Here is an 18,731-nt window from a genome sequence, read left to right as displayed (position 1 = left end):
GGCCTTCCGAGCTATTTCCCTACGCTCGTCACGCGATAGGGCGGCTGCTCTTGCAGCGCCGCCGGCGGCTCGGGCGGGAACTCCCCACTGGACTTTCCACCGCGTTCTCCGCCGCTCGTGGTCGAGGTCTAAACTCACTTTTTTACGCGTATTCATACTTCACGAATATGGTTAAATCAGAAAATTGCAAGCGCGGCGTTGTACCAAAATGGGCTCGGTGAAGCGTAGCAATTACGCGGCGAGCAACTCCGGATCATTTAGTACGGCCCTGACACGTTCTGGTGACGAGCACTGCCAGGCTGCTGTACAAAATGCCGCGAGCATCATGTCCTTGCACCTAATTTGTGGAACCGGCCGAAACATGGCCGTGAGAGCCTGCGCAACATTTAGTGCCTGGTAGATATTCCGCTCTTGGTAGAGCTTTGGACCAAAGACGCTTCCAAGCAGTCCGCCCCAGAGATTGTGCTTGTGCGAACGCACTAAGACACCCTTCTTGCCCACCGAGATCCAGCAGGCGTCTCCGCTGTCCAAGATGATCGTCGCGTCGTGACCAAATTTTTCGTTGATGTAGAGCAGGCGCGGCATCACTCATTACTCTTTAGCTTCTTTGCATATTCGGAAATTACGCTTCATCCGAAGGAGCCATCCCTTAAATAACTGTTGGCGCTGATCAAGGCCACTGATTACTTCTCCGAGCTTCCGAGCCGGGCGGATCGCTTGTAGCTCAGTTGCGCGAGGCTTGTCTCGTTTCGGATCTCATTCCAAAGTCATAACGGGGATGACGTCGGACGGCTTGAACTTGCTCGAATTCGCCAGCACAATGGTTGCCGAATTCATCTCTGAATTTCCAATCCGAACAAGAACATAGGGAAGACGCCCGTGGGACATGGAATGAAGGCCGCGATTGCGCTGACAGTCGCGCTTTGCGGCACGCCGGCTGTTGCCGGTTGGGAGCCGGCAAAGCCCGTCGAGATCGTGGTGGCGGCAGGCGCGGGCGGCGCTTCCGACCAGATGGCGCGGATGATGCAGGCGGCGATCCAGAAGAACAATCTGATGAAGCAGCCGATCGTGGTCTCGCTCAAGGGCGGTGCCTCGGGTGCGGAAGCGCTGATGTACATGAAGTCCAGCGAGGGCGATCCGAACAAGGTGCTGATCGCCTATTCGCTGATCTACATGTTGCCGCTGTCGGCCAAGATCCCCTTCAACTGGCGCGAGCTGACCCCGGTTTCGGTGGTCGCGCTCGACCAGTTCGTGCTCTGGGACAACAGCGCGGGCCCCAAGACGGTGAAGGAGTTCGTCGCGGCCGCGAAGGCGGCGAGCGCGCCGTTCAAGATGGGCGGCACCGGCTCCAAGCGCGAGGACCACGTGCTGACCGTGTTCCTCGAGCAGAAGACCGGCGCAAAATTCTCCTATCTGCCTTACAAGTCCGGCGGCGAGGCCGCGACCCAGCTGGTCGGCAACCACACCGAAGCCAACGTCAACAACCCATCCGAAAATCTCGAAGTCTGGCGCGCCGGCCAGGTGCGTCCGCTCTGCGTGTTCGACAAGGAGCGCATCTCCTACACAGCCAAGGTGACGGACACCCAGTCCTGGGCCGACATCCCCACCTGCAAGGAGGAGGGCGTCGACGTGCAATATCTGATGCTGCGCGCGATGTTCCTGCCCGGCAAGGTCACGCCGGAGCAGCAGGCGTTCTACGTCGAGCTGTTCCACAAGGTGACGCAGACCGCCGAGTACAAGGACTACATGGAGAAGCAGGCGCTGAAGCCGATCTTCCTCACCGGCAAGGACATGGTGCAGTTCCTCGAGGAGGATGATGCCATCAACAAGTCGCTGATGACCGAAGCTGGATTCGTCGCGAAGTAAGCACATCCTCCGCGTCATGCCCCGCGAAGGCGGGGCATCCAGTATTGCACAGAACTCGAATACGGCTTCTGCACGGCGTACTGGATCATCCGCTCCTGCGCGCAATTGCGCACTAGGCGGATGATGACAGCGCAACTGATTTGGCAGAGCATGTCCCAAACCGATCTCGAAATCGTCGTCGACGATCCGACCGCGCCCGAAGACGACTCGCCTTCCGTCGTCTCGTCCGGCACGGTCGAGATATTCGTCTGCCTGCTGCTGCTCGCGCTGGCCGTCACGCTCGGCACCGACAATTGGCGCACCGGCGCGTCCTGGGATTCGACCGGGCCCGAACCCGGTTATTTTCCGTTCTATCTCTCGGTCATCCTCGGCGGCGCCAGCCTCTACGGCCTGGTCGTGGCGCTGCTGGCGCGGCGTGCGGCGTCCGGAACCTTCGTCACGCGCGCGCAAGGCCGCCGCGTGCTGGCGGTGTTTGTGCCGACGCTGCTGTTCTGCCTCGTGACCCAGTTCCTCGGCCTCTATGTCGCGAGCTTCCTGCTGATCTCCGGCTTCATGCGCCTCGTCGGCAAGATCGCGCTGTGGAAGTCGCTGCTCACCGCTGTTGTGTTCACGGCGATCATGTTCGTCACATTCGATGTCGCCTTCGACGTCATCATGCCGAAAGGGCCGCTCGAAGCGGCCTTCGGCCGCTAGGTGGTTCCGCGATGGAAGCTTTTGGTCTCCTGCTCCACGGCTTTGCCGTCCTGCTGACGTGGAAGACGCTCGTGCTGATGATGGTCGGGCTGGTGCTCGGCATCTTCGTCGGCGTGCTGCCGGGCCTCGGCGGCCCGAACGGCGTCGCGATCCTGCTGCCGCTCACCTTCACGATGGATCCGACCTCGGCGATCGTGATGCTGTCCTGCATCTATTGGGGCGCGCTGTTCGGCGGCGCGATCACCTCGATCCTGTTCAACATTCCCGGCGAAGCCTGGTCGGTCGCGACCACCTTCGACGGCTATCCGATGGCGCAGCAGGGCAGGGCGGCGGAGGCGCTGACCGCGGCGTTCACCTCCTCCTTCATCGGCTCGCTGGTCGCGGTGCTGCTGATCACGTTCCTTGCACCGATGATCTCGTCCTTTGCGCTGAAGTTCGGCCCGCCCGAGTTCTTCGCGGTGTATCTGCTGACCTTCTGCTCCTTCGTCGGATTGGGGCGCGAGGCCAAGCACAAGACCGTCATCTCGATGTCACTGGGGCTGCTGCTCGCCGGCATCGGCATGGATACCGTGTCGGGCAATCTCCGCATGACCTTCGGCTCGCCGGAGCTGCTTCGCGGCATCAACTTCCTGGTTGCGGTCATCGGCCTGTTCGGCATCAGCGAGATCCTGCTGACGATGGAGGAGCGGCTGGCGCTGCGCGGGCACGCCGCCAGCATCTCGCTGCGCGTCGTGCTCGGTGTCTGGAAGAACTTGCCGAAATACTGGGCGACGCTGCTGCGCTCCTCCTTCATCGGCTGCTGGCTCGGCATCACCCCGGGCGGCGCGATCGCGGCCTCCTTCATGGGCTACAACCTCGCCAAGCGCTTCGCCAAGGATCCCGAAAGTTTCGGCAAGGGCCGCATCGAGGGCGTGTTCGCGCCGGAGACGGCGGCGCATGCGTCAGGCACATCGGCGCTGCTGCCGATGCTGGCGCTCGGCATTCCCGGCTCGGGCACCGCGGCGATCCTGCTCGGCGGGTTGATGGTGTGGGGGCTCAATCCGGGGCCGCTGCTGTTCGTCGAGCACAAGGACTTCGTCTGGGGCCTGATCGCCTCGATGTATCTCGGCAATGTCGTCGGCCTCGTGCTGGTGCTGACGACGGTGCCGATCTTCGCCTCGATCCTGCGCGTGCCGTTTGCCGCGGTGGCGCCGATGATCGTGGTGTCCTGCGCGATCGGCGCCTACGCGATCCAGAACGCGATGTTCGACATCTGGCTGATGCTCGGCTTCGGCATCGTCGGCTACGTCTTCAAGAAGATCGGCATTCCGCTGGCCCCGTTCACCCTCGCGCTCGTGCTCGGCAACCGCGCCGAGGATGCCTTTCGTTTGTCGATGATCGGCTCCGGCGGCGACCTCAAGGTGTTCTGGTCGAACGGCCTGGTCGGCTCGATCACCACGCTGGCGATCGTGCTGCTGTTCTGGCCGATGATCGACGGGCTTCTCACGCGCTTGGGACGAAGGCAGCGGAGCTAAGGCCACGGAAGCTCTAGGCAGATAATCTGCGCGGTGGTCTCAGGGTTTGGCCTTGAAGTTGGTTTGCTAACGGTGGTGAGCGCGAGACCTCGGTCGGCCTTCGATGCATGCTCCGGGTTATGAGGGGCGCTATAATTTTTGACGGACCGAGTTAGTAGAAAATCGGTGGTTCAGTTTTCGGTTCGCAAATCTCGTTCACTATAGCCTCCGCAAAAACGAACTTTGTGTTACGCGGAGGCTCGACGGTCTTTGTCGGCAGTAAGGGGGCCCGGTCGCTTATGATGTAAATGGGCACGTACGGCGTATGCCACCGGGCGATGATCTCGCCACAAGCGGTACATGAGAACTGCCCCGTCTCAGACCTGGCACAGGCTTTTATGGAACGTAGGTAAGCGGATTGGCATGCCGGGCAGACCGTGTGAGAGACATTTCGACTGGTCATGTTCCCGTTTCCTCTGTTTTGCGCTCGGGCAACGAGGGGCGATCACGTTCTAGGCACGCTCGGTCCTTGCCTGACTTTGACAAGCTCACTCCAATGAAAATAACAATCAACAGAAACTATCCCGACCTAATTCTCGCTTTTTCACCCCGAATATCGCTGTTTGACATGCGGCCCTGTTTAATTAGCATTGGAGGGCGCAACTCTCAGTTCCGCCCGAAAGTCCGCCGGCTCGGCTATTCCCCAAGAGTTGCCCCAAGGGGTCGGCGGACTGAGGTGGTCGTACGTGGCCTTCCCCTCAACGACGTGCCCGGGACTTCCAACGCGCATCGCTGCTAAAAAGCCTGCGCGCTTCTCCCTGATGAGTTCGCGGTCCTACAGGGATCGAACCAACGGGTCTACTTTGACGGAAATCGAAAGGTTGATGAAGCGCCTGTCCGCTTAGATCTGAGAGAACCCGCATTCTTCGTTGGATAGCGCGGCTGACAGTCACTGCCGGATTTAATGGAAGCTTTTCGCAAGTGCAGCAATCATTCCGGCAAATGCGAGTTGCGAACCCACGCCAAATAATCCCGTCAACGAGCGCTTAGAGTGTATCCACCAATGAAAGCGTTGGAGCGCGCGAAGCAAGCCACGAGGGTAAAGGGTGTGAACGAATTGAAAGGCGTCCGGTAACATCGCGGTGAAGGCGCCGATCGCAATCGTCCAAATTGATCCGGCCGCTGCAAACATCCAAAGCGCTAGGCCGAGTCCAGCGCACGCATCAATTCCGATAATTGCAAAATCCGTCAGCGTCGCGCTGCTGAAGGACAGGCCGCGATTGTTAGCACCTTTGCCTAGACTTATTGAGCGAAGTGGATAATCCCAGTGCGGAATTGCATCAATTGCAAAATGGCTTGCGAACCCCGCGATCGCCGCGGCTGCCGGATGTGATGGAACCAGGCTGGCGATCGCGCCACCAACGATTGCATGGGTGCTCAAAATCATCTCTATATACTTCCGGGACGCGCGGCATTGGGAACGATGGCATTGATTGGCTTGATCACGTCGTTGTCCTCTGAGGTGCAGTGGTTTGGCCCGAGAAAGCATCCTCGGACCCACCACGGCAAAGAGGACGTTAGAGGTGATTGGCCGACGATAGGCCTTCGGATCGACACCGATCTTTGTTTCAACGAACGGCTGTTGGAGGCCCGAAAGTGCAGCGACGGGAAGCTGCGAGGCGGGATCGTCGTTCCCTTATCCTAAAGGAGATACTATCGACGAAAATGGCAGTGAAGAAGCACCCCACAACCATCAAGCCGGTAAAGACGGCCATGAGCCAATTTTGGATCATCTTCGACCATGTCCTCGTTTGACGCTCGCCTTTAAGAGCAGCGAGAGCTTGAGCCGTCAAGTCAGGCGCTGGGAAATGTTCTCTCTGAACTCATACTACCTTAGCGTCCCTGAGCCCTGCGATCCCGTCCGAGCCGAAGCCGAACTCCTTTAAGACCGGGTTGGTCTGCTCGCCGGATTCCGGTGGCCACACCATCCTGCTCGGCGTGCGTGACAACGTCAAAGGTTGGCCGACCAGGCGGATGTGGCCGTCTTCGTCGTTCGCCACGTCCTGGCCGATGCTGAGATGCCTGACCTAGCGTCTTCGAACGTCTGGTCGCTGGCTTAGATCGGCCCGCAGGGCACGCCGCGTTGAGCGGGCAGGGCTATCGGGATGGGCATAGAGCTCCGGTTCGCCGATCGCCTGGGGCGCAATCGCGACCTCGGTGGTGGCTAGCTGATGTAGCCGTCAGGGGTCTTGAACGGGAACCTTGGGGTGTTCTGGTCGAACGGCCTAATCGGCTCGAGCACGGCGCTCGAGATCGTGCTGCTGTTCTGGCCGGTGGTCGACGGGCTTGCTCGGCCGTGTCGGCTGGGGCCGGCGAGGCAAAGCGGCTGCACCATGAAAAGTTAGATTAATCAGTATTTTAGCTTCATTGCGTCGCCTTAGTCCAGTCGCTGAGGCCTAGTGGTTGCTCCCAAATGTTGCTGCTGTGCGACAGCTTAGGCCAGCGTTGACGCTTATGCTCCCCGTGGCTTTCTTAATTTCTCACGGGGCATTGCGATGAAGCAGATTGTGATGGGAATTGTGGCGGCATCGTTGGTCGTGACCAGCGCAGTGGCCGCTGATCTGGCAGCGAAACCCTATGTGAAGGCCCCGGCCGTCGTTGATCCGGTCTGGAGCTGGACAGGCTTCTATGCCGGATTGAACGTCGGATATAGCTGGGGCAGGGCGGAGACGAGCGTAGCGCCGATCGCACTGCCGTTCCCGGCTCCACAGTTCGGTTCGTTCGGTCAGAATGTCGACGGTTGGCTAGCCGGCGGACAGCTGGGCTACAACTGGCAGGTGGATCCGAAATGGGTCGTCGGCCTCGAGGGCGACATTCAAGCGACAGGCGAGCGGTCGTCGCGGACGGTGACGACGACGAGCGCGCGTTACGGTTCGAACATCATTGGCATCCCGGGCGGTACAGATTTCAACTCTATTGCCACATTGACCGGCAATCTTTCCTACGACCTGCAATGGTTCGCGACCTTCCGCGGGCGCGTCGGCATCCTCTCGGATCCGCAGACCCTGTGGTACGCGACCGGTGGCCTCGCTGTCGGCGAGTTCAAATATTCGTCCGCGACCACCCTTGGAATCCAGGTCTTCGGGCCAGGCCTCGGCGGCACCACTCCGCTCGGCGCGTTCAATTTCCCGATTGGAGCCGGGGTGACAAGCACCGATACCCGAGTCGGATGGACGGTGGGGGCGGGCGTCGAGCGCAAATTCACCCGGAACTGGTCGGCCAAGCTCGAATATCTCTACATGGATTTCGGGAGTAAGACCTACTTCGTCGGAACCGCCAATCAGGCGGACGTCAGCTTCCGCGATCACGTGCTGCGGGTCGGCTTTAACTATGCGTTCACCCCGACGCCCGTCGTCGCGAAATACTGAGCCGTCCAGCGCGAACTACCGGTGATGCCCGGCAATCCTGCCGGGCATTGTCGTTTCTTCCCCGAGTCACGCCACCTTTACGTCGCGCGGCTTTGCGATCTCGTCTGCGTCGAAGCCGAATTCCTTCAAGACCTCGTCGGTCTGCTCGCCGAATTCCGGCGGCCGCTCCACCATCTTGCTCGGCATGCGCGACAGGGTCACGGGCTGGCCGACCAGGCGGATATGGCGGCCTTCGTCGTTCGGCACGTCCTGTGCAATGCCGAGATGCCTGAATTGCGCGTCCTCGAACATCTGGTCGATGGCGTAGATCGGCCCGCAGGGCACGCCGGCCTCGTTGAGCTCGCGGACCCGGGTCTCGGTCGACTTCGTCACAGTACGCTTCTCGATCTCGGCGTTGAGCGCGTCGCGGTTCTTGGAGCGGGCCGGGGCCGTCGCGTAGTCGGGATGGGCATAGAGCTCCGGTGCGCCGATCGCCTGGGCGCAGCGCGCCCAGATCCGCCGATCGTGGCGATGTTGATGTAGCCGTCCGAAGTCCTGAACACGCCGGTCGGGATGCTGGTCGGATGGTTGTTGCCGGCCTGTTTGGCGACCTCTTTCTCTATCAGCCAACGCGCGGCCTGGAAGTCGAGCATGAAGATCTGGGCTTGGAGCAGCGAGGTCTGCACCACTGCCCCTTGCTCCACACCTCGCGCGCTAGCAGCCAGTGAGGATGCCCATGGCGCAGAACGGCCCAGCCGTCAGGTCGGCGACGGGAATGCCGACCCGCAAATTGTTGGCTACGATGTTGGGCGGGATCTTACCGGGCTTGTCACGAACCTGATTGGAATGATGCTCTTACCTCGCTAAGGAACCGTGCGGGACGACATGGCTTGTTCGGCTATCGCCACGTTTGGTTCGCGCTCGTGAGTTACTCGTTCTTCGATGACAACTTCGCTCCTGGGTATATTCTCTGCGCGGCGGAGCCTGATTCGTCATGCTTGAAACCGTTCTCTTGTTGCTGACACTCGGGGCTATCGCTCTCGTGCTGATCGCATTTTGGGGATTACACAGGCATATTTGATTGCGGTGCTAGTCGAGCCGCCACACGCGCACACATGAAAGCTCAGCCTCAGGCGGATCCTTGCTTTCTCTTACCATTGCACTCTCCTCGGTAAACCCGAATTAATTTACCACCTAGTCTGCTCCCGAGTTCAATAGCCGAGCCACCATTCTGCTCAGGGCTGCCGGATGACGCAACGGCGGGGCCGGCCATGAGATGTCGAGGTTGGAAGCAGCTTCCATCGGGTTGATGCGGTTCTCCTACTAGGTTCTGGGAGAAGCCGCTCGACGCCCTGTGCACGGTCATGCTAGTTTAAATCGATCGAGTCACCTGGTGCTTGGGATGCAGGAAGCTCCATTCCGATCTAGCCGTTTGCTGCTGACCTCTCTGAGAATGGTGGGGGGCGCCGCTGCGGTTACGGCAGGTTTTCTTATTTCGTCCTGTGTGAGCTCTGGCGAAATCTCATCGAAATCAAGACTTACAACTGGTGCTCCTTGGGCCCAGGATTTGAACGAGCCGCCGCCTAGCCGACCGCCAGCACGGAGACCTGAGTAGACCTTGCAGGCAACAGCCAGGGCTTCATGTGTTGCCGCGCTTATGCGGTAAGTTGGGGTGCCATCCAGGTGAGACCTATCAGAGGTGGGTCCCTCAGCCGCGCGTTACTCTGGTTGAACTCAATGGGACAACTTTTCGTCGGCATCATCCAACGGCGCCATGCCGTCAGCCCACCTCAAAGCTGTGTCTCAAAACAGCGCTTCTAGAACTTCCTCCTGCCACCGGACGAATAAGCTGCGCGCGTTGCGCTGCGAACAGCGTCTCGCGTTTCGATACGCTTTTTTGGACCTGTAACTCAAAATCGAGCACTCTTAGATCACTCGGGCTTCTCTCAGGCTTGCGATCTCGTTGGCGTCGAAGCCGAACTCCTTCAAGACCTCGTCGGTCTGCTCGCCGAATTCCGGCGGTCGCGCCACCATCTTGCTCGGCGTGCGCGACAGCGTCACGGGCTGGCCGACCAGGCAGATATGGCGGTCCTCGTCGTTCGGCACGTCCTGCGCGATGCCGAGATGCTTGACCTGGGCGTCCTCGAACATCTGGTCGATCGCGTAGATCGGCCCGCAGGGCACGCCGGCCTCGTTGAGTTCGCAGACCCAGGTCTCGGTCGGCTTCGTCACGGTGCGCTTCTCGATCTCGGCGTTGAGCGCGTCGCGGTTCTTTGAGCGGGCCGGCGCCGTCGCGTAGTCGGGATGGGCATAGAGCTCCGGTGCGCCGATCGCCTGGGCGCAACGCTCCCAGATCCTCCCGCCGGTCGTGGCGATGTTGATGTAGCCGTCGGAAGTCCTGAACACGCCGGTCGGAATGCTGGTCGGGTGGTTGTTGCCGGCCTGCTTGGCGACCTCCTTCTCCATCAGCCAGCGCGCGGCCTGGAAGTCGAGCATGAAGATCTGGGCCTGGAGCAGCGAGGTCTGCACCCACTGGCCCTTGCCCGAGACCTCGCGCTCGAGCAGCGCGGTGAGGATGCCCATGGCGCAGAACAGCCCGGCCGTCAGGTCGGCGACGGGAATGCCGACCCGCATCGGGCCTTCGCCCGGTGCCCCGGTGATCGACATCAGTCCGCCCATGCCTTGGGCGATCTGGTCGAAGCCGGGCCGCTTGTGATAGGGGCCGTCCTGGCCGAAGCCGGAGATGCTGCCATAGACGATGCGCGGATTGACCTTGGCGAGGCTCTCATAGTCGATGCCGAGCTTCTTCTTCACGTCGGGCCGGAAATTCTCGACCACGACGTCGGCCTTGGCGGCGAGGCGCTCGAACAAGGCGAGCCCGCGGTCGTCCTTCAGGTTCAGCGTCATCGCCCGCTTGTTGCGGTGCAAATTCTGGAAGTCGGAACCCCGGCGGGGGCCGCCCGGCTGCTCGCCGCCGGCGTCCTCGGTCAGCGCGTCGATCTTGATCACGTTGGCGCCCCAGTCCGCGAGCTGCCGCACGCAGGTGGGCCCGGAGCGGACGCGGGTCAGATCGAGCACGGTGAAGCGCGACAGGGCTTCCGAGGCATGCGGAAAGGGCATTTTGAGAGGCTCCGGGACAGATTGCGGGCCTACCATAGTGCCGAAAGACCATGCGACAAGCCGGCCCGGCGCCGATGCCGCCTGCCGAAATGCCATGCCTGATGCGGTGTCCGAGCGATCAGCGCGCCAGGCGCTTCAACTCCGTGCGCGCCTGTTCGGCCAGGGGGGCGTCGCCATGGCGCGCAATGAAGAGCTCGAGCGCCTCCCGTGTTCCCTTGCGGCGTGCGGCCTCGTATTCCTCTGCCACCGCAACGGCGGGATCGCGGGCCATCGGCATGGAGGGCGCACGCGCCGCCTTGCCGCTGTCGTCCGCCTTGGCCTTCTCCACCATGACAGGCAGTCCTCCGAAGGGTTGATGACCCTGTCCCGCAAGCGCCATCAAGGCGCCAAACAGACCGGCCATGATTGAATGTCGTTTCATGAAACCCTGCAAATTAAGGTGCCGCAGGAACCGAGGCTGTGCGCCCCGTATGACTACGGGATTTGATGGCTAACACAGTCTTATGGAAGAGGGGCAGGCGGAGCTGCCCAATTTAAACCAAACGTTTAACTCTCACGCTAGAATCATGTGCTTTCGTCCCGAATCGCACGCGACGCGTTGCTCTGGAGAGTCCTTTGGCTACCGCTGTTAATGTCAGTGCCACCAACAACGCCGAGATCGACGGCCTGCTTTCGGGTGCCAAATGGTCTGGCACGATTACTTACAGTTTTCCCGACGCATCCAGCGACTACTCAAATCCCTATAGCGGCGGCAACGGCGAGCCGACCATTTCGGGCTTTGCAGCGGCGCCCACCCAGATCCAGGCGGCGATCAATTACGCGATCGGGCTGATCCTCAGTTACACCAACGCCGATATCCAGTACGCGGGCACGAACGGTGCCGACATCATGGTCGCGCAGTCGCCGGCGGCCAATCCGACCGCCTACGCCTACTACCCCGGCAACTACGCTCCCGGCGGCGACGTCTGGTTCGGCACCCAATACAATTTTTCGCTGGCCAAGCTCGGCAATTACTACTTCACCACCGCGCTGCACGAGCTCGGCCACGCCCTCGGCCTGAAGCACAGCCAGGAGGCCGGTGGCCCCGCCAACGTGGCGGTGCCGGGCGCGCATGACGACAGCGAATACACCGTCATGAGCTATCGCAGCTATGTCGGCGGTTCGACCACGTCCGGTTACACCAACGAAGCGTACGGATATTCGCAGACCTATATGGCCAACGATATCCTCGCGCTGCAGACGATGTACGGCGCGGACTTCACGACCCAGAGCGGCAGCACCGTCTACACCTGGAATCCGACCACGGGGCAGGAGTTCATCAACGGTGTCGGGCAGCTCGCGCCGGGCGGCGGCGTCGGCGGCTCGGCCAACCGCATCTACGAGACGGTCTGGGACGGCGGCGGCGTCGATACCTACGACCTGTCGAACTACACGACGAACCTGAGCATCAACCTCAATCCCGGCGCCTCGTCGGTGTTCTCCTCCGTGCAACTGGCGTATCTCGGCGACGGTCATTACGCGGCGGGCAACGTCTACAACGCCTATCTCTATGGCGGCGACGCACGCTCCTACATCGACAACGCCATCGGCGGATCCGGCAACGACGCCATCGCCGGCAACGCCATCGCCAACACGCTGAACGGCGGCGGCGGCAACGACACGATCACCGGCGGGGCGGGCAACGACACCATCATCGGCGGCTCGGGCACCGACACGGCGGTCTATTCGGGCAACGAGGCGAATTATGCCATATCGTATAATCCTGCTACCCAGACCTTCACCATAGCCGATCAGCGCTTCGGCGCACCTGACGGGACAGATATTGTCACGGGGGTCGAGTATTTGCGCTTCGCTGATAGCTATCCAGATCCCAATGGCAGTGGTGCCGTTGGTGTGACACCTGTCGAACTCGCCGCTTTCACCCCAGGTGCGGGTGGTTGGAGTAGCGACGATCTTCATAAGCGCGTGCTGGCCGACGTAAATGGGGATGGCAAAGCTGATATCGTCGGATTTGGCCAAGCAGGGGTCTTTGTATCGCTGGCCACCGGCTCAGGTCATTTTGCGGCTCCCACGTTTGAACTCGCCGCGTTCGCTCCAAGCGCGGGTGGTTGGAGCAGCGACGATCTCTTTAAGCGAGAGCTCGCGGATGTGAACGGGGACGGCAAAGCCGACATCGTCGGCTTTGGTCAAGCGGGAGTTTTCGTATCGCTCGCCACTGGCTCCGGGCATTTTGGGGCACTCAGCTTCGAACTGGCCGCCTTCACTCCGGGCGCCGGCGGTTGGAGCAGTGATGACCTCTACAAGCGGGAACTGGCGGATGTGAATGGGGATGGCAAAGCCGACATCGTCGGTTTCGGCCAAGCGGGAGTCTTCGTATCGCTGGCCACCGGCTCAGGCCATTTTGCGGCTCCTACCTTTGAACTCGCCGCGTTCGCTCGAGGGGCGGGAGGTTGGAGCAGTGACGATCTCTACAAGCGGGAGCTGGCGGATGTGAATGGGGATGGCAAAGCCGACATCGTCGGCTTCGGCCAAGCGGGAGTCTTCGTATCGCTGGCCACCGGCTTAGGCCATTTTGCGGCTCCTACCTTTGAACTCGCCGCGTTCGCTCGAGGGGCGGGAGGTTGGAGCAGCGACGATCTCTACAAGCGGGAGCTGGCGGATGTGAATGGAGACGGCAAAGCCGACATCGTCGGATTCAGTCAGGACGGAGTATATATATCGCTGGCTGTTGGCGCCGGGCACTTTGCCAGCCCCGGCTTTCAATTTGCAGCGTTCGGGCCAGGCGCCGGAGGCTGGAGCAGCGACGACCATTACAAACGCGAAGTGGCGGATGTTAGCGGGGATGGTAGGGCTGATATTGTGGGTTTCGGTCAAGCCGGCGTTTATGACTCCCTCGCTGACACCTTAGGCCATTTTGCAGCCGCTCCAACTGACGGGGTTCCGTTACTAGAGGGGCATAACTTTCTTTTGATCTGATCACTATGTTTGTACAAATCGTTGCCTGGGAGCGGATGGCCGATTGGCCTCTGGCATGCGGCACGAGCTGTGCCGTCATGGTGGCACTCATCGACCAGCCCACCACGCGGCGATGAGAACTCGATCACGCTGCGGCATAGAGCCAGCCTTCGGAAGTCCAGCGCTAGACTAGGTGAAGTCGGTGATCCATTTCTGGTTGGGACGCTCGGCGGCGAACTGCCGGTCAAGGAGGTTCGCCGGTACGGTCTCGAGCTGTCGATCGCCGCTGTCCATCGGCAAGTGCCGACATCGCGGCCGCGCCCGCAAGCCTTGCAGGCGCATCTGCCGCTCAATCCGGTGCAGGCCAAAATCCGCCCGTCGGCGAGCCGGTCACGCGGCGTGCGCCACAGGTGCCGTCGTTGGGGAAGCTGGCCATGACCTTGCCGCCGAGCTCCTCGTCACTGCAGGATCTGGCGCTGGGAGAACGTTGAGCCAGGCATGGAAGCCCGACTGCAACAACTCCCGGCGGATCGCATAGCCATATCGTCCGGTGCTTCGCGACGAAGGCGAACTTCATGTCGCTTGCTTCCCGAAGTAGGCTGCGGCTTTTCTTAGGACATCCCGCTCGGCCTTCAGCTTGGCGACCTCACGGCGCAGCCGCCTGCTGCTCCGGCTTCATCTGGCCGTGGCCGAGAAAGGCCTGCACCGGGTCGGAGCTGAACTCCTTCACCCATTTGCGCAGAACGTTCTCATGAACGTCCAGGTCGCGGCTTGCGCCACCGACATCGCGCGTTCCCAGACCAGCCTGATCGCCTCGATCTTGAACTAGCGACTAGACTTCCGTCGCTTCATTGCCCACCGCCGGCTTCATGAAACACCTAATCTCGGTGTCCATCAAACCGGCAGCAGCTCACCGTATCATGAGCTCGAGCTGAAGCCGTATTATGCTCAATCCGACTCCCACTAACTTCCGCTCTGTTTAGAACTGGTGGCAGCGATGGAGTTGAGGGCCTTGTAACGCGTCACAAGGATTTTTTGGCCTTCGCGAGGGCATGAACAATCGTATGCATTGTTCTCTCATCGAGATAGGGATGCATTGGAAGGCTGAGAACACGTTCTGAAAGGCTGTTCGAAACATCGACCCCGCCGACGATCCGGCAGAGCGATCGATAAGCCGGCTGTTTATGTAGCGGAATTGGATAGTGAATCGCCGTCGGCACTCCAACTTCCTTCAGCGAAGCGGTCACAGCATCACGCTCGTCGGTTTGTACGGTGAACTGCGCCCAAACGCAGGTTCGATCGTTACGAATGACCGGGCCCTGAATTCCAGGTATCTCCGCGACCATATCGCGATAAGCTCGGCCAATACGAATACGTTCAGCAATTTCCCAATCAAAGGTCTCAAGCTTTGCAAGAATGACGGCGCACTGTAGCGTGTCCATACGCCCGCCCACCCCGATTCGCGTATGATAATAGCGGCTCTCTTGCCCGTGCGTACGAATTTCGCGCATAGCCCTCGCCAAAGTATCATCGGAAACGAAAATAGCGCCCCCGTCGCCATAGCAACCAAGGGGTTTGCTAGGAAAGAAACTGGTACAGCCGATCGCGGAAACGTTGCAGCTCTTGCGTGAGCGGTATTCGGCCCCGAAGCTCTGGGCGGCATCCTCAATCACGGGAAGGCCATGCTTCGCACCGATCGCATTGATTTCATCCATGTCCGCGGTTGCCCCATAGAGCGAGACAGGCATGATCGCCTTCGTACGCGACGTGATCGCTGCCTCGATCTTTTCTGGATCGATGTTGCAGGTGTCAGGCTCGACATCAACGAAGACCGGAGTCGCACCAAGCAGAACGATAACCTCAGCCGTAGCGACGAACGTGAACGGCGTAGTGATGACTTCATCTCCTCGCCCAATGCCTAATGCCATGAGTGCAATCAATAGTGCTTCAGTCCCTGACGCCACGCTGATGCAATGTTTTGCTCCAGTAAAAGTCGCGAGCCGCTGCTCCATCTCGGCAACTTCGGGGCCCATGATGAACTGACCATGATCAAGGACTTTCTGGATGCGCTGGTTGATGGGGATCCGTATTGATCGCAGTTGTGCCTTTAGATCAATAAACTCAACGGTCATGCTCTATATTCCTTCCGGAATCAAACTGCAGGCGTCAGGTCCAATCTGGAAGGCTTTGCTGCAAGACCTGCAAGCCACCTTGCCCATCGTTATTTTTGGAAGCTGGACGCCGCACTCACATATCCAGCCAATCCGTCGGGCCGGCACACCAACCATCAACGCGTAAGGCGCAACGTCCCGATTGATAACGGCTCCGGCCCCAACAAACGCGTATTCACCGATGGTCGAGCCGCAGATGATGGTGCAGTTCGCGCCAAGAGACGCGCCCTTCCGAACGGAAGTCTCGCGATATTCATCTTTGCGCACGATCGCGGATCGCGGATTGTACACATTTGTAAAGACCATGCTCGGCCCGCAAAAAACATCATCTTCGATTCGCACGGCATCGAATACTGAGACGTTATTTTGGATCTTAACGTTATTGCCGATGACAACATCGTTGCCGACAAACACGTTTTGCCCAAGCGAACAGTTCTTGCCAATCTTGGCCTTGCTGCAGACATGCACGAAATGCCAAATGCGGCTGCCTTCTCCGATCTCCGCCCCTTCATCGACGATCGCGCTCGGGTGAATCTGGACCGACATAATTAGTACTCTAGCGGCAGCGCGACGCGCTTGCCGTCCCGGGCCGAAAGGTAAGTCGCAATCAGCACCTCGAGGGATCTCAATCCCTCGCGCCCGTCCGTCTCTGGTGCCGCTTCGCCCCGCAGCACCTTTATAACGTTATCGTAATAGAGAGGATGACCGAAGCCGTACACCGATGTGGTCTCGTAGTTCGCTGATTTGATTTTTGAGTCATCAGGATCGATGTCGGAAAATTCCCAGTGTTGGATCTCATTTACGGCAAGCCCCCCCACACGCACCGTACCCTTCTCGCCAAGGATCGTAATACTGCCCTCAAAATTCTTTGGATAAGTAAGCATCGTCACGTTCATTGAACCAAGCGCGCCCGAACGCCACCGAATACTAACCACTCCAGTGTCCTCCGTTTCGATCCTGCGGCCCAGAGTAGCGGTGTACGCATGCACACTTTCAATAGGCCCTACCAACCAATCGAGCAGGTCGATGTAGTGACTCGCTTGATTCATCATCGCGCCGCCGTCAAACTCCCATTTTCCACGCCACGGCGCGGCGTCGTAATATTCCTGCGGACGAGTCCAGAAAACGTTGATGTTGACCATATAGATGCGGCCAAATCGGCCTTTCAGAATAGCGTTCTTGAGCATTTTAAGCGTCAAGTTCCGCCGGTTCTGCTTTACGACAAACAGCCGCACTCCGGCTTCATCACAGGCGCGCACCATGCGAAGACCGTCGTTCCAACGAGTGGCCATCGGCTTCTCGGTCAGAACGTGACGGCCCGAGCGCGCAACTTCCACTGTCTGCTGCGGATGCAACCCACTCGGCGTCGTTAGGACAACAATATCCGCATCGGTCTTTGCCAACATTTCAGAAAGACTGTCGTAGGGCCTCGCACCTGTCTCACGGGCGGCTGCCTCGACAGGCTCCGGGACGACATCGCAGACACCAACCAGTTCTGCCCGATCGGCGTGCTGCTTTAGCGCGTCGAAATGATTTTTTGCGATACGCCCACAACCTACAAGCGCGAACTTGATGTTTCGATCGACGATTGGCGTGAAGTACGTCATCGTTTATGCCCTGACTATATGACTGGCGCCCTCTGAAAATCTTCCGCGACAGTCAACCAGAAGTCGCGACTTTTGGTTGATAAGGTCGTAATCAAATCTATCATGGTCCGTGGCAAGCAACACGCAATCGAAGCTTTCGAGTGTCTCTGCGTTCAATGTTACGCTTGAAAGATCGAAATGATGCTCGCGCATCTTTGGGAATGTGGGAACATGCGGATCGCTGTAGGCGAGCTTTGCACCCTGATCGCGCAAGCGCTCCATCAGAAAGACCGAGGGCGACTCCCGCACGTCATCGACGTTCTTTTTGTAGGCAATACCAAGCACCAGAATCGTACTACCATTGATTGATCTGCTTCTGCAGTTAAGAGCGGCAGCAACCTTTGCAATCACATAGTCCGGCATTGACGAGTTGATTTCTCCGGCAAGTTCGATGAAGCGCGTATGCATGCCATACTCACGCGCCTTCCAAGTCAGGTAAAAGGGGTCTATCGGAATGCAATGACCACCAATACCCGGCCCCGGATAATAGGGCACAAACCCGAAGGGTTTAGTCGCCGCAGCGCGTATGACCTCATGGATGTCGATGCCCATCTTGTCCGCCACGATTTTCATTTCATTCACAAGACCGATATTCACCGAACGGTGAATATTCTCAAGCAGCTTTGTCAATTCAGCAACTTGCGTTGAGCTGACCGGAACGACCTTGTCTATCACGTGCCGGTAAAGGGCGAGACCCGCTTCAAGGCAAGCTGGCGTACAGCCGCCACAGACCTTCGGAATTGAGCGTGTCCCAAAGTTTGGATTACCGGGGTCCTCGCGCTCCGGCGAGAACACGAGGAAGATGTCCTTGCCGACCTTGAGGCCGCGTTGCTCGATCCTGGGCTTGAGTTCTTCTTCCGTCGTGCCCGGATACGTGGTGCTTTCAAGGGAGATTATCATGCCCTCGTGCAAGAAGGGCAGCACTGAATCCATAGTGTTGAGTACAAAGCTAAGATCTGGCTCGCGATATTTATTCAGCGGTGTCGGTACGCATAGGATTAACGCATCGACTTCAGACACTCGCGAAAAATCAGTCGTCGGATCAAAAGTGCGCCCGACCACATCAAAAATGCGCTCGGATTGAATATGCTCGATGTAGGATTTGCCGGCTTTGAGCGCTTCTACCTTCATTGGATCGATATCGAACCCGACTACTTTGTAGCCAACCTCGCAATAGCGTAGTGTCAGAGGCAGGCCAACGTAACCCAGGCCTACAATTCCGATGACTCCCGTCTTACGATCCAGTCTGGCAAGAAGTTCCGTGTTCATTCTAAATCCACAGCACGCAGTGACATTTCGGTTTTGTCTTAGTTGTTCTTCGCTCGTCGCGGGAAACTCACGGGTCCAAGTGCGGGAACCAGAAAGCAAGGCGGCCGCATA

13 protein-coding genes and 3 pseudogenes are annotated in these 18,731 nt (G+C 59.3%); 5 read left to right on the top strand and 11 right to left on the bottom strand.

The features are described 5' to 3' along the window. Window positions 1–231: 231 nt before the first annotated feature. Window positions 232–585: a hypothetical protein gene (locus AABA86_RS10445; RefSeq protein WP_338306646.1), complete on the bottom strand. Its 354-nt coding sequence runs from the start codon at window positions 583–585 to the stop codon at window positions 232–234. A gap of 306 nt (window positions 586–891) precedes the next feature. Between AABA86_RS10445 and AABA86_RS10440 the strand changes: the two genes are divergently transcribed. The 3 genes from AABA86_RS10440 (at window position 892) to AABA86_RS10430 (ending at window position 4,073) form a co-directional block, all read left to right on the top strand. Continuing rightward, window positions 892–1,866 carry a Bug family tripartite tricarboxylate transporter substrate binding protein gene (locus AABA86_RS10440; RefSeq protein WP_338306645.1) on the top strand — a complete coding sequence of 325 codons (975 nt, stop codon included), beginning with the start codon at window positions 892–894 and terminating at the stop codon, window positions 1,864–1,866. Window positions 1,867–2,016: 150 nt separating this feature from the next. Beyond that, window positions 2,017–2,559 (top strand): tripartite tricarboxylate transporter TctB family protein, encoded by a 543-nt coding sequence (locus AABA86_RS10435; RefSeq protein WP_212250464.1) that lies wholly within the window; start codon window positions 2,017–2,019, stop codon window positions 2,557–2,559. Window positions 2,560–2,570: 11 nt separating this feature from the next. After that, window positions 2,571–4,073 carry a tripartite tricarboxylate transporter permease gene (locus tag AABA86_RS10430; RefSeq protein ID WP_338306644.1) on the top strand — a complete coding sequence of 501 codons (1,503 nt, stop codon included), beginning with the start codon at window positions 2,571–2,573 and terminating at the stop codon, window positions 4,071–4,073. A 940-nt stretch (window positions 4,074–5,013) separates the two neighbouring features. Here AABA86_RS10430 and AABA86_RS10425 read toward each other — a convergent pair. Together AABA86_RS10425 and AABA86_RS10420 are read right to left on the bottom strand one after the other, a co-directional pair. Continuing rightward, entirely contained in the window at window positions 5,014–5,499 is a 486-nt protein-coding gene (locus AABA86_RS10425; protein WP_338306643.1) for a hypothetical protein, read from the bottom strand. A 436-nt stretch (window positions 5,500–5,935) separates the two neighbouring features. Further along, a pseudogene (locus tag AABA86_RS10420) lies at window positions 5,936–6,318 on the bottom strand (CoA transferase); the annotation flags it as partial. Between the two features lie 289 nt (window positions 6,319–6,607). Between AABA86_RS10420 and AABA86_RS10415 the strand changes: the two are divergent. Beyond that, a complete protein-coding gene (locus AABA86_RS10415) occupies window positions 6,608–7,480 on the top strand; it encodes an outer membrane protein (RefSeq protein WP_338306642.1) in 873 nt (290 codons plus the stop codon). Between the two features lie 66 nt (window positions 7,481–7,546). Here AABA86_RS10415 and AABA86_RS10410 read toward each other — a convergent pair. The 3 genes and pseudogenes from AABA86_RS10410 to AABA86_RS10400 form a co-directional block, all read right to left on the bottom strand. After that, window positions 7,547–8,248, bottom strand: a pseudogene (locus tag AABA86_RS10410) (CoA transferase); the annotation flags it as partial. 1,137 nt (window positions 8,249–9,385) lie between these two features. After that, window positions 9,386–10,579, bottom strand: coding sequence for a CaiB/BaiF CoA transferase family protein (locus tag AABA86_RS10405; protein ID WP_338306641.1), 1,194 nt, complete (start codon window positions 10,577–10,579; stop codon window positions 9,386–9,388). Between the two features lie 118 nt (window positions 10,580–10,697). Continuing rightward, on the bottom strand, window positions 10,698–11,000 hold the full coding sequence (locus AABA86_RS10400) for a hypothetical protein (RefSeq protein WP_338306640.1): 303 nt from the start codon (window positions 10,998–11,000) through the stop codon (window positions 10,698–10,700). Window positions 11,001–11,194: 194 nt separating this feature from the next. On the opposite strand from AABA86_RS10400, the gene AABA86_RS10395 reads away from it, so the two are divergent. Further along, on the top strand, window positions 11,195–13,555 hold the full coding sequence (locus AABA86_RS10395) for an FG-GAP-like repeat-containing protein (RefSeq protein WP_338306639.1): 2,361 nt from the start codon (window positions 11,195–11,197) through the stop codon (window positions 13,553–13,555). Between the two features lie 52 nt (window positions 13,556–13,607). Here the strand turns inward: AABA86_RS10395 and AABA86_RS10390 are convergent. From AABA86_RS10390 to AABA86_RS10370, 5 genes and pseudogenes are all read right to left on the bottom strand, one after another. Next, window positions 13,608–14,353 (bottom strand): annotated as a pseudogene (locus AABA86_RS10390) (IS3 family transposase); the annotation flags it as partial. A gap of 203 nt (window positions 14,354–14,556) precedes the next feature. Further along, window positions 14,557–15,666, bottom strand: coding sequence for a DegT/DnrJ/EryC1/StrS family aminotransferase (locus tag AABA86_RS10385; RefSeq protein WP_338306638.1), 1,110 nt, complete (start codon window positions 15,664–15,666; stop codon window positions 14,557–14,559). A gap of 3 nt (window positions 15,667–15,669) precedes the next feature. Next, complete coding sequence (locus AABA86_RS10380; protein WP_183232948.1) at window positions 15,670–16,251, bottom strand: acyltransferase; 582 nt, start codon at window positions 16,249–16,251, stop codon at window positions 15,670–15,672. Between the two features lie 2 nt (window positions 16,252–16,253). Continuing rightward, window positions 16,254–17,312 carry a Gfo/Idh/MocA family protein gene (locus tag AABA86_RS10375; protein ID WP_338306637.1) on the bottom strand — a complete coding sequence of 353 codons (1,059 nt, stop codon included), beginning with the start codon at window positions 17,310–17,312 and terminating at the stop codon, window positions 16,254–16,256. 3 nt (window positions 17,313–17,315) lie between these two features. Beyond that, complete coding sequence (locus AABA86_RS10370; protein WP_338306636.1) at window positions 17,316–18,620, bottom strand: nucleotide sugar dehydrogenase; 1,305 nt, start codon at window positions 18,618–18,620, stop codon at window positions 17,316–17,318. Between the last annotated feature and the right edge of the window lie 111 nt (window positions 18,621–18,731).

The organism is Bradyrhizobium sp. TM233 (genome assembly GCF_036247965.1).
Taxonomy (GTDB): domain Bacteria; phylum Pseudomonadota; class Alphaproteobacteria; order Rhizobiales; family Xanthobacteraceae; genus Bradyrhizobium; species Bradyrhizobium ottawaense.
The sequence above is the reverse complement of the archived record's forward strand: the minus strand, read 5'-3'. Positions and strand labels throughout refer to the sequence as shown.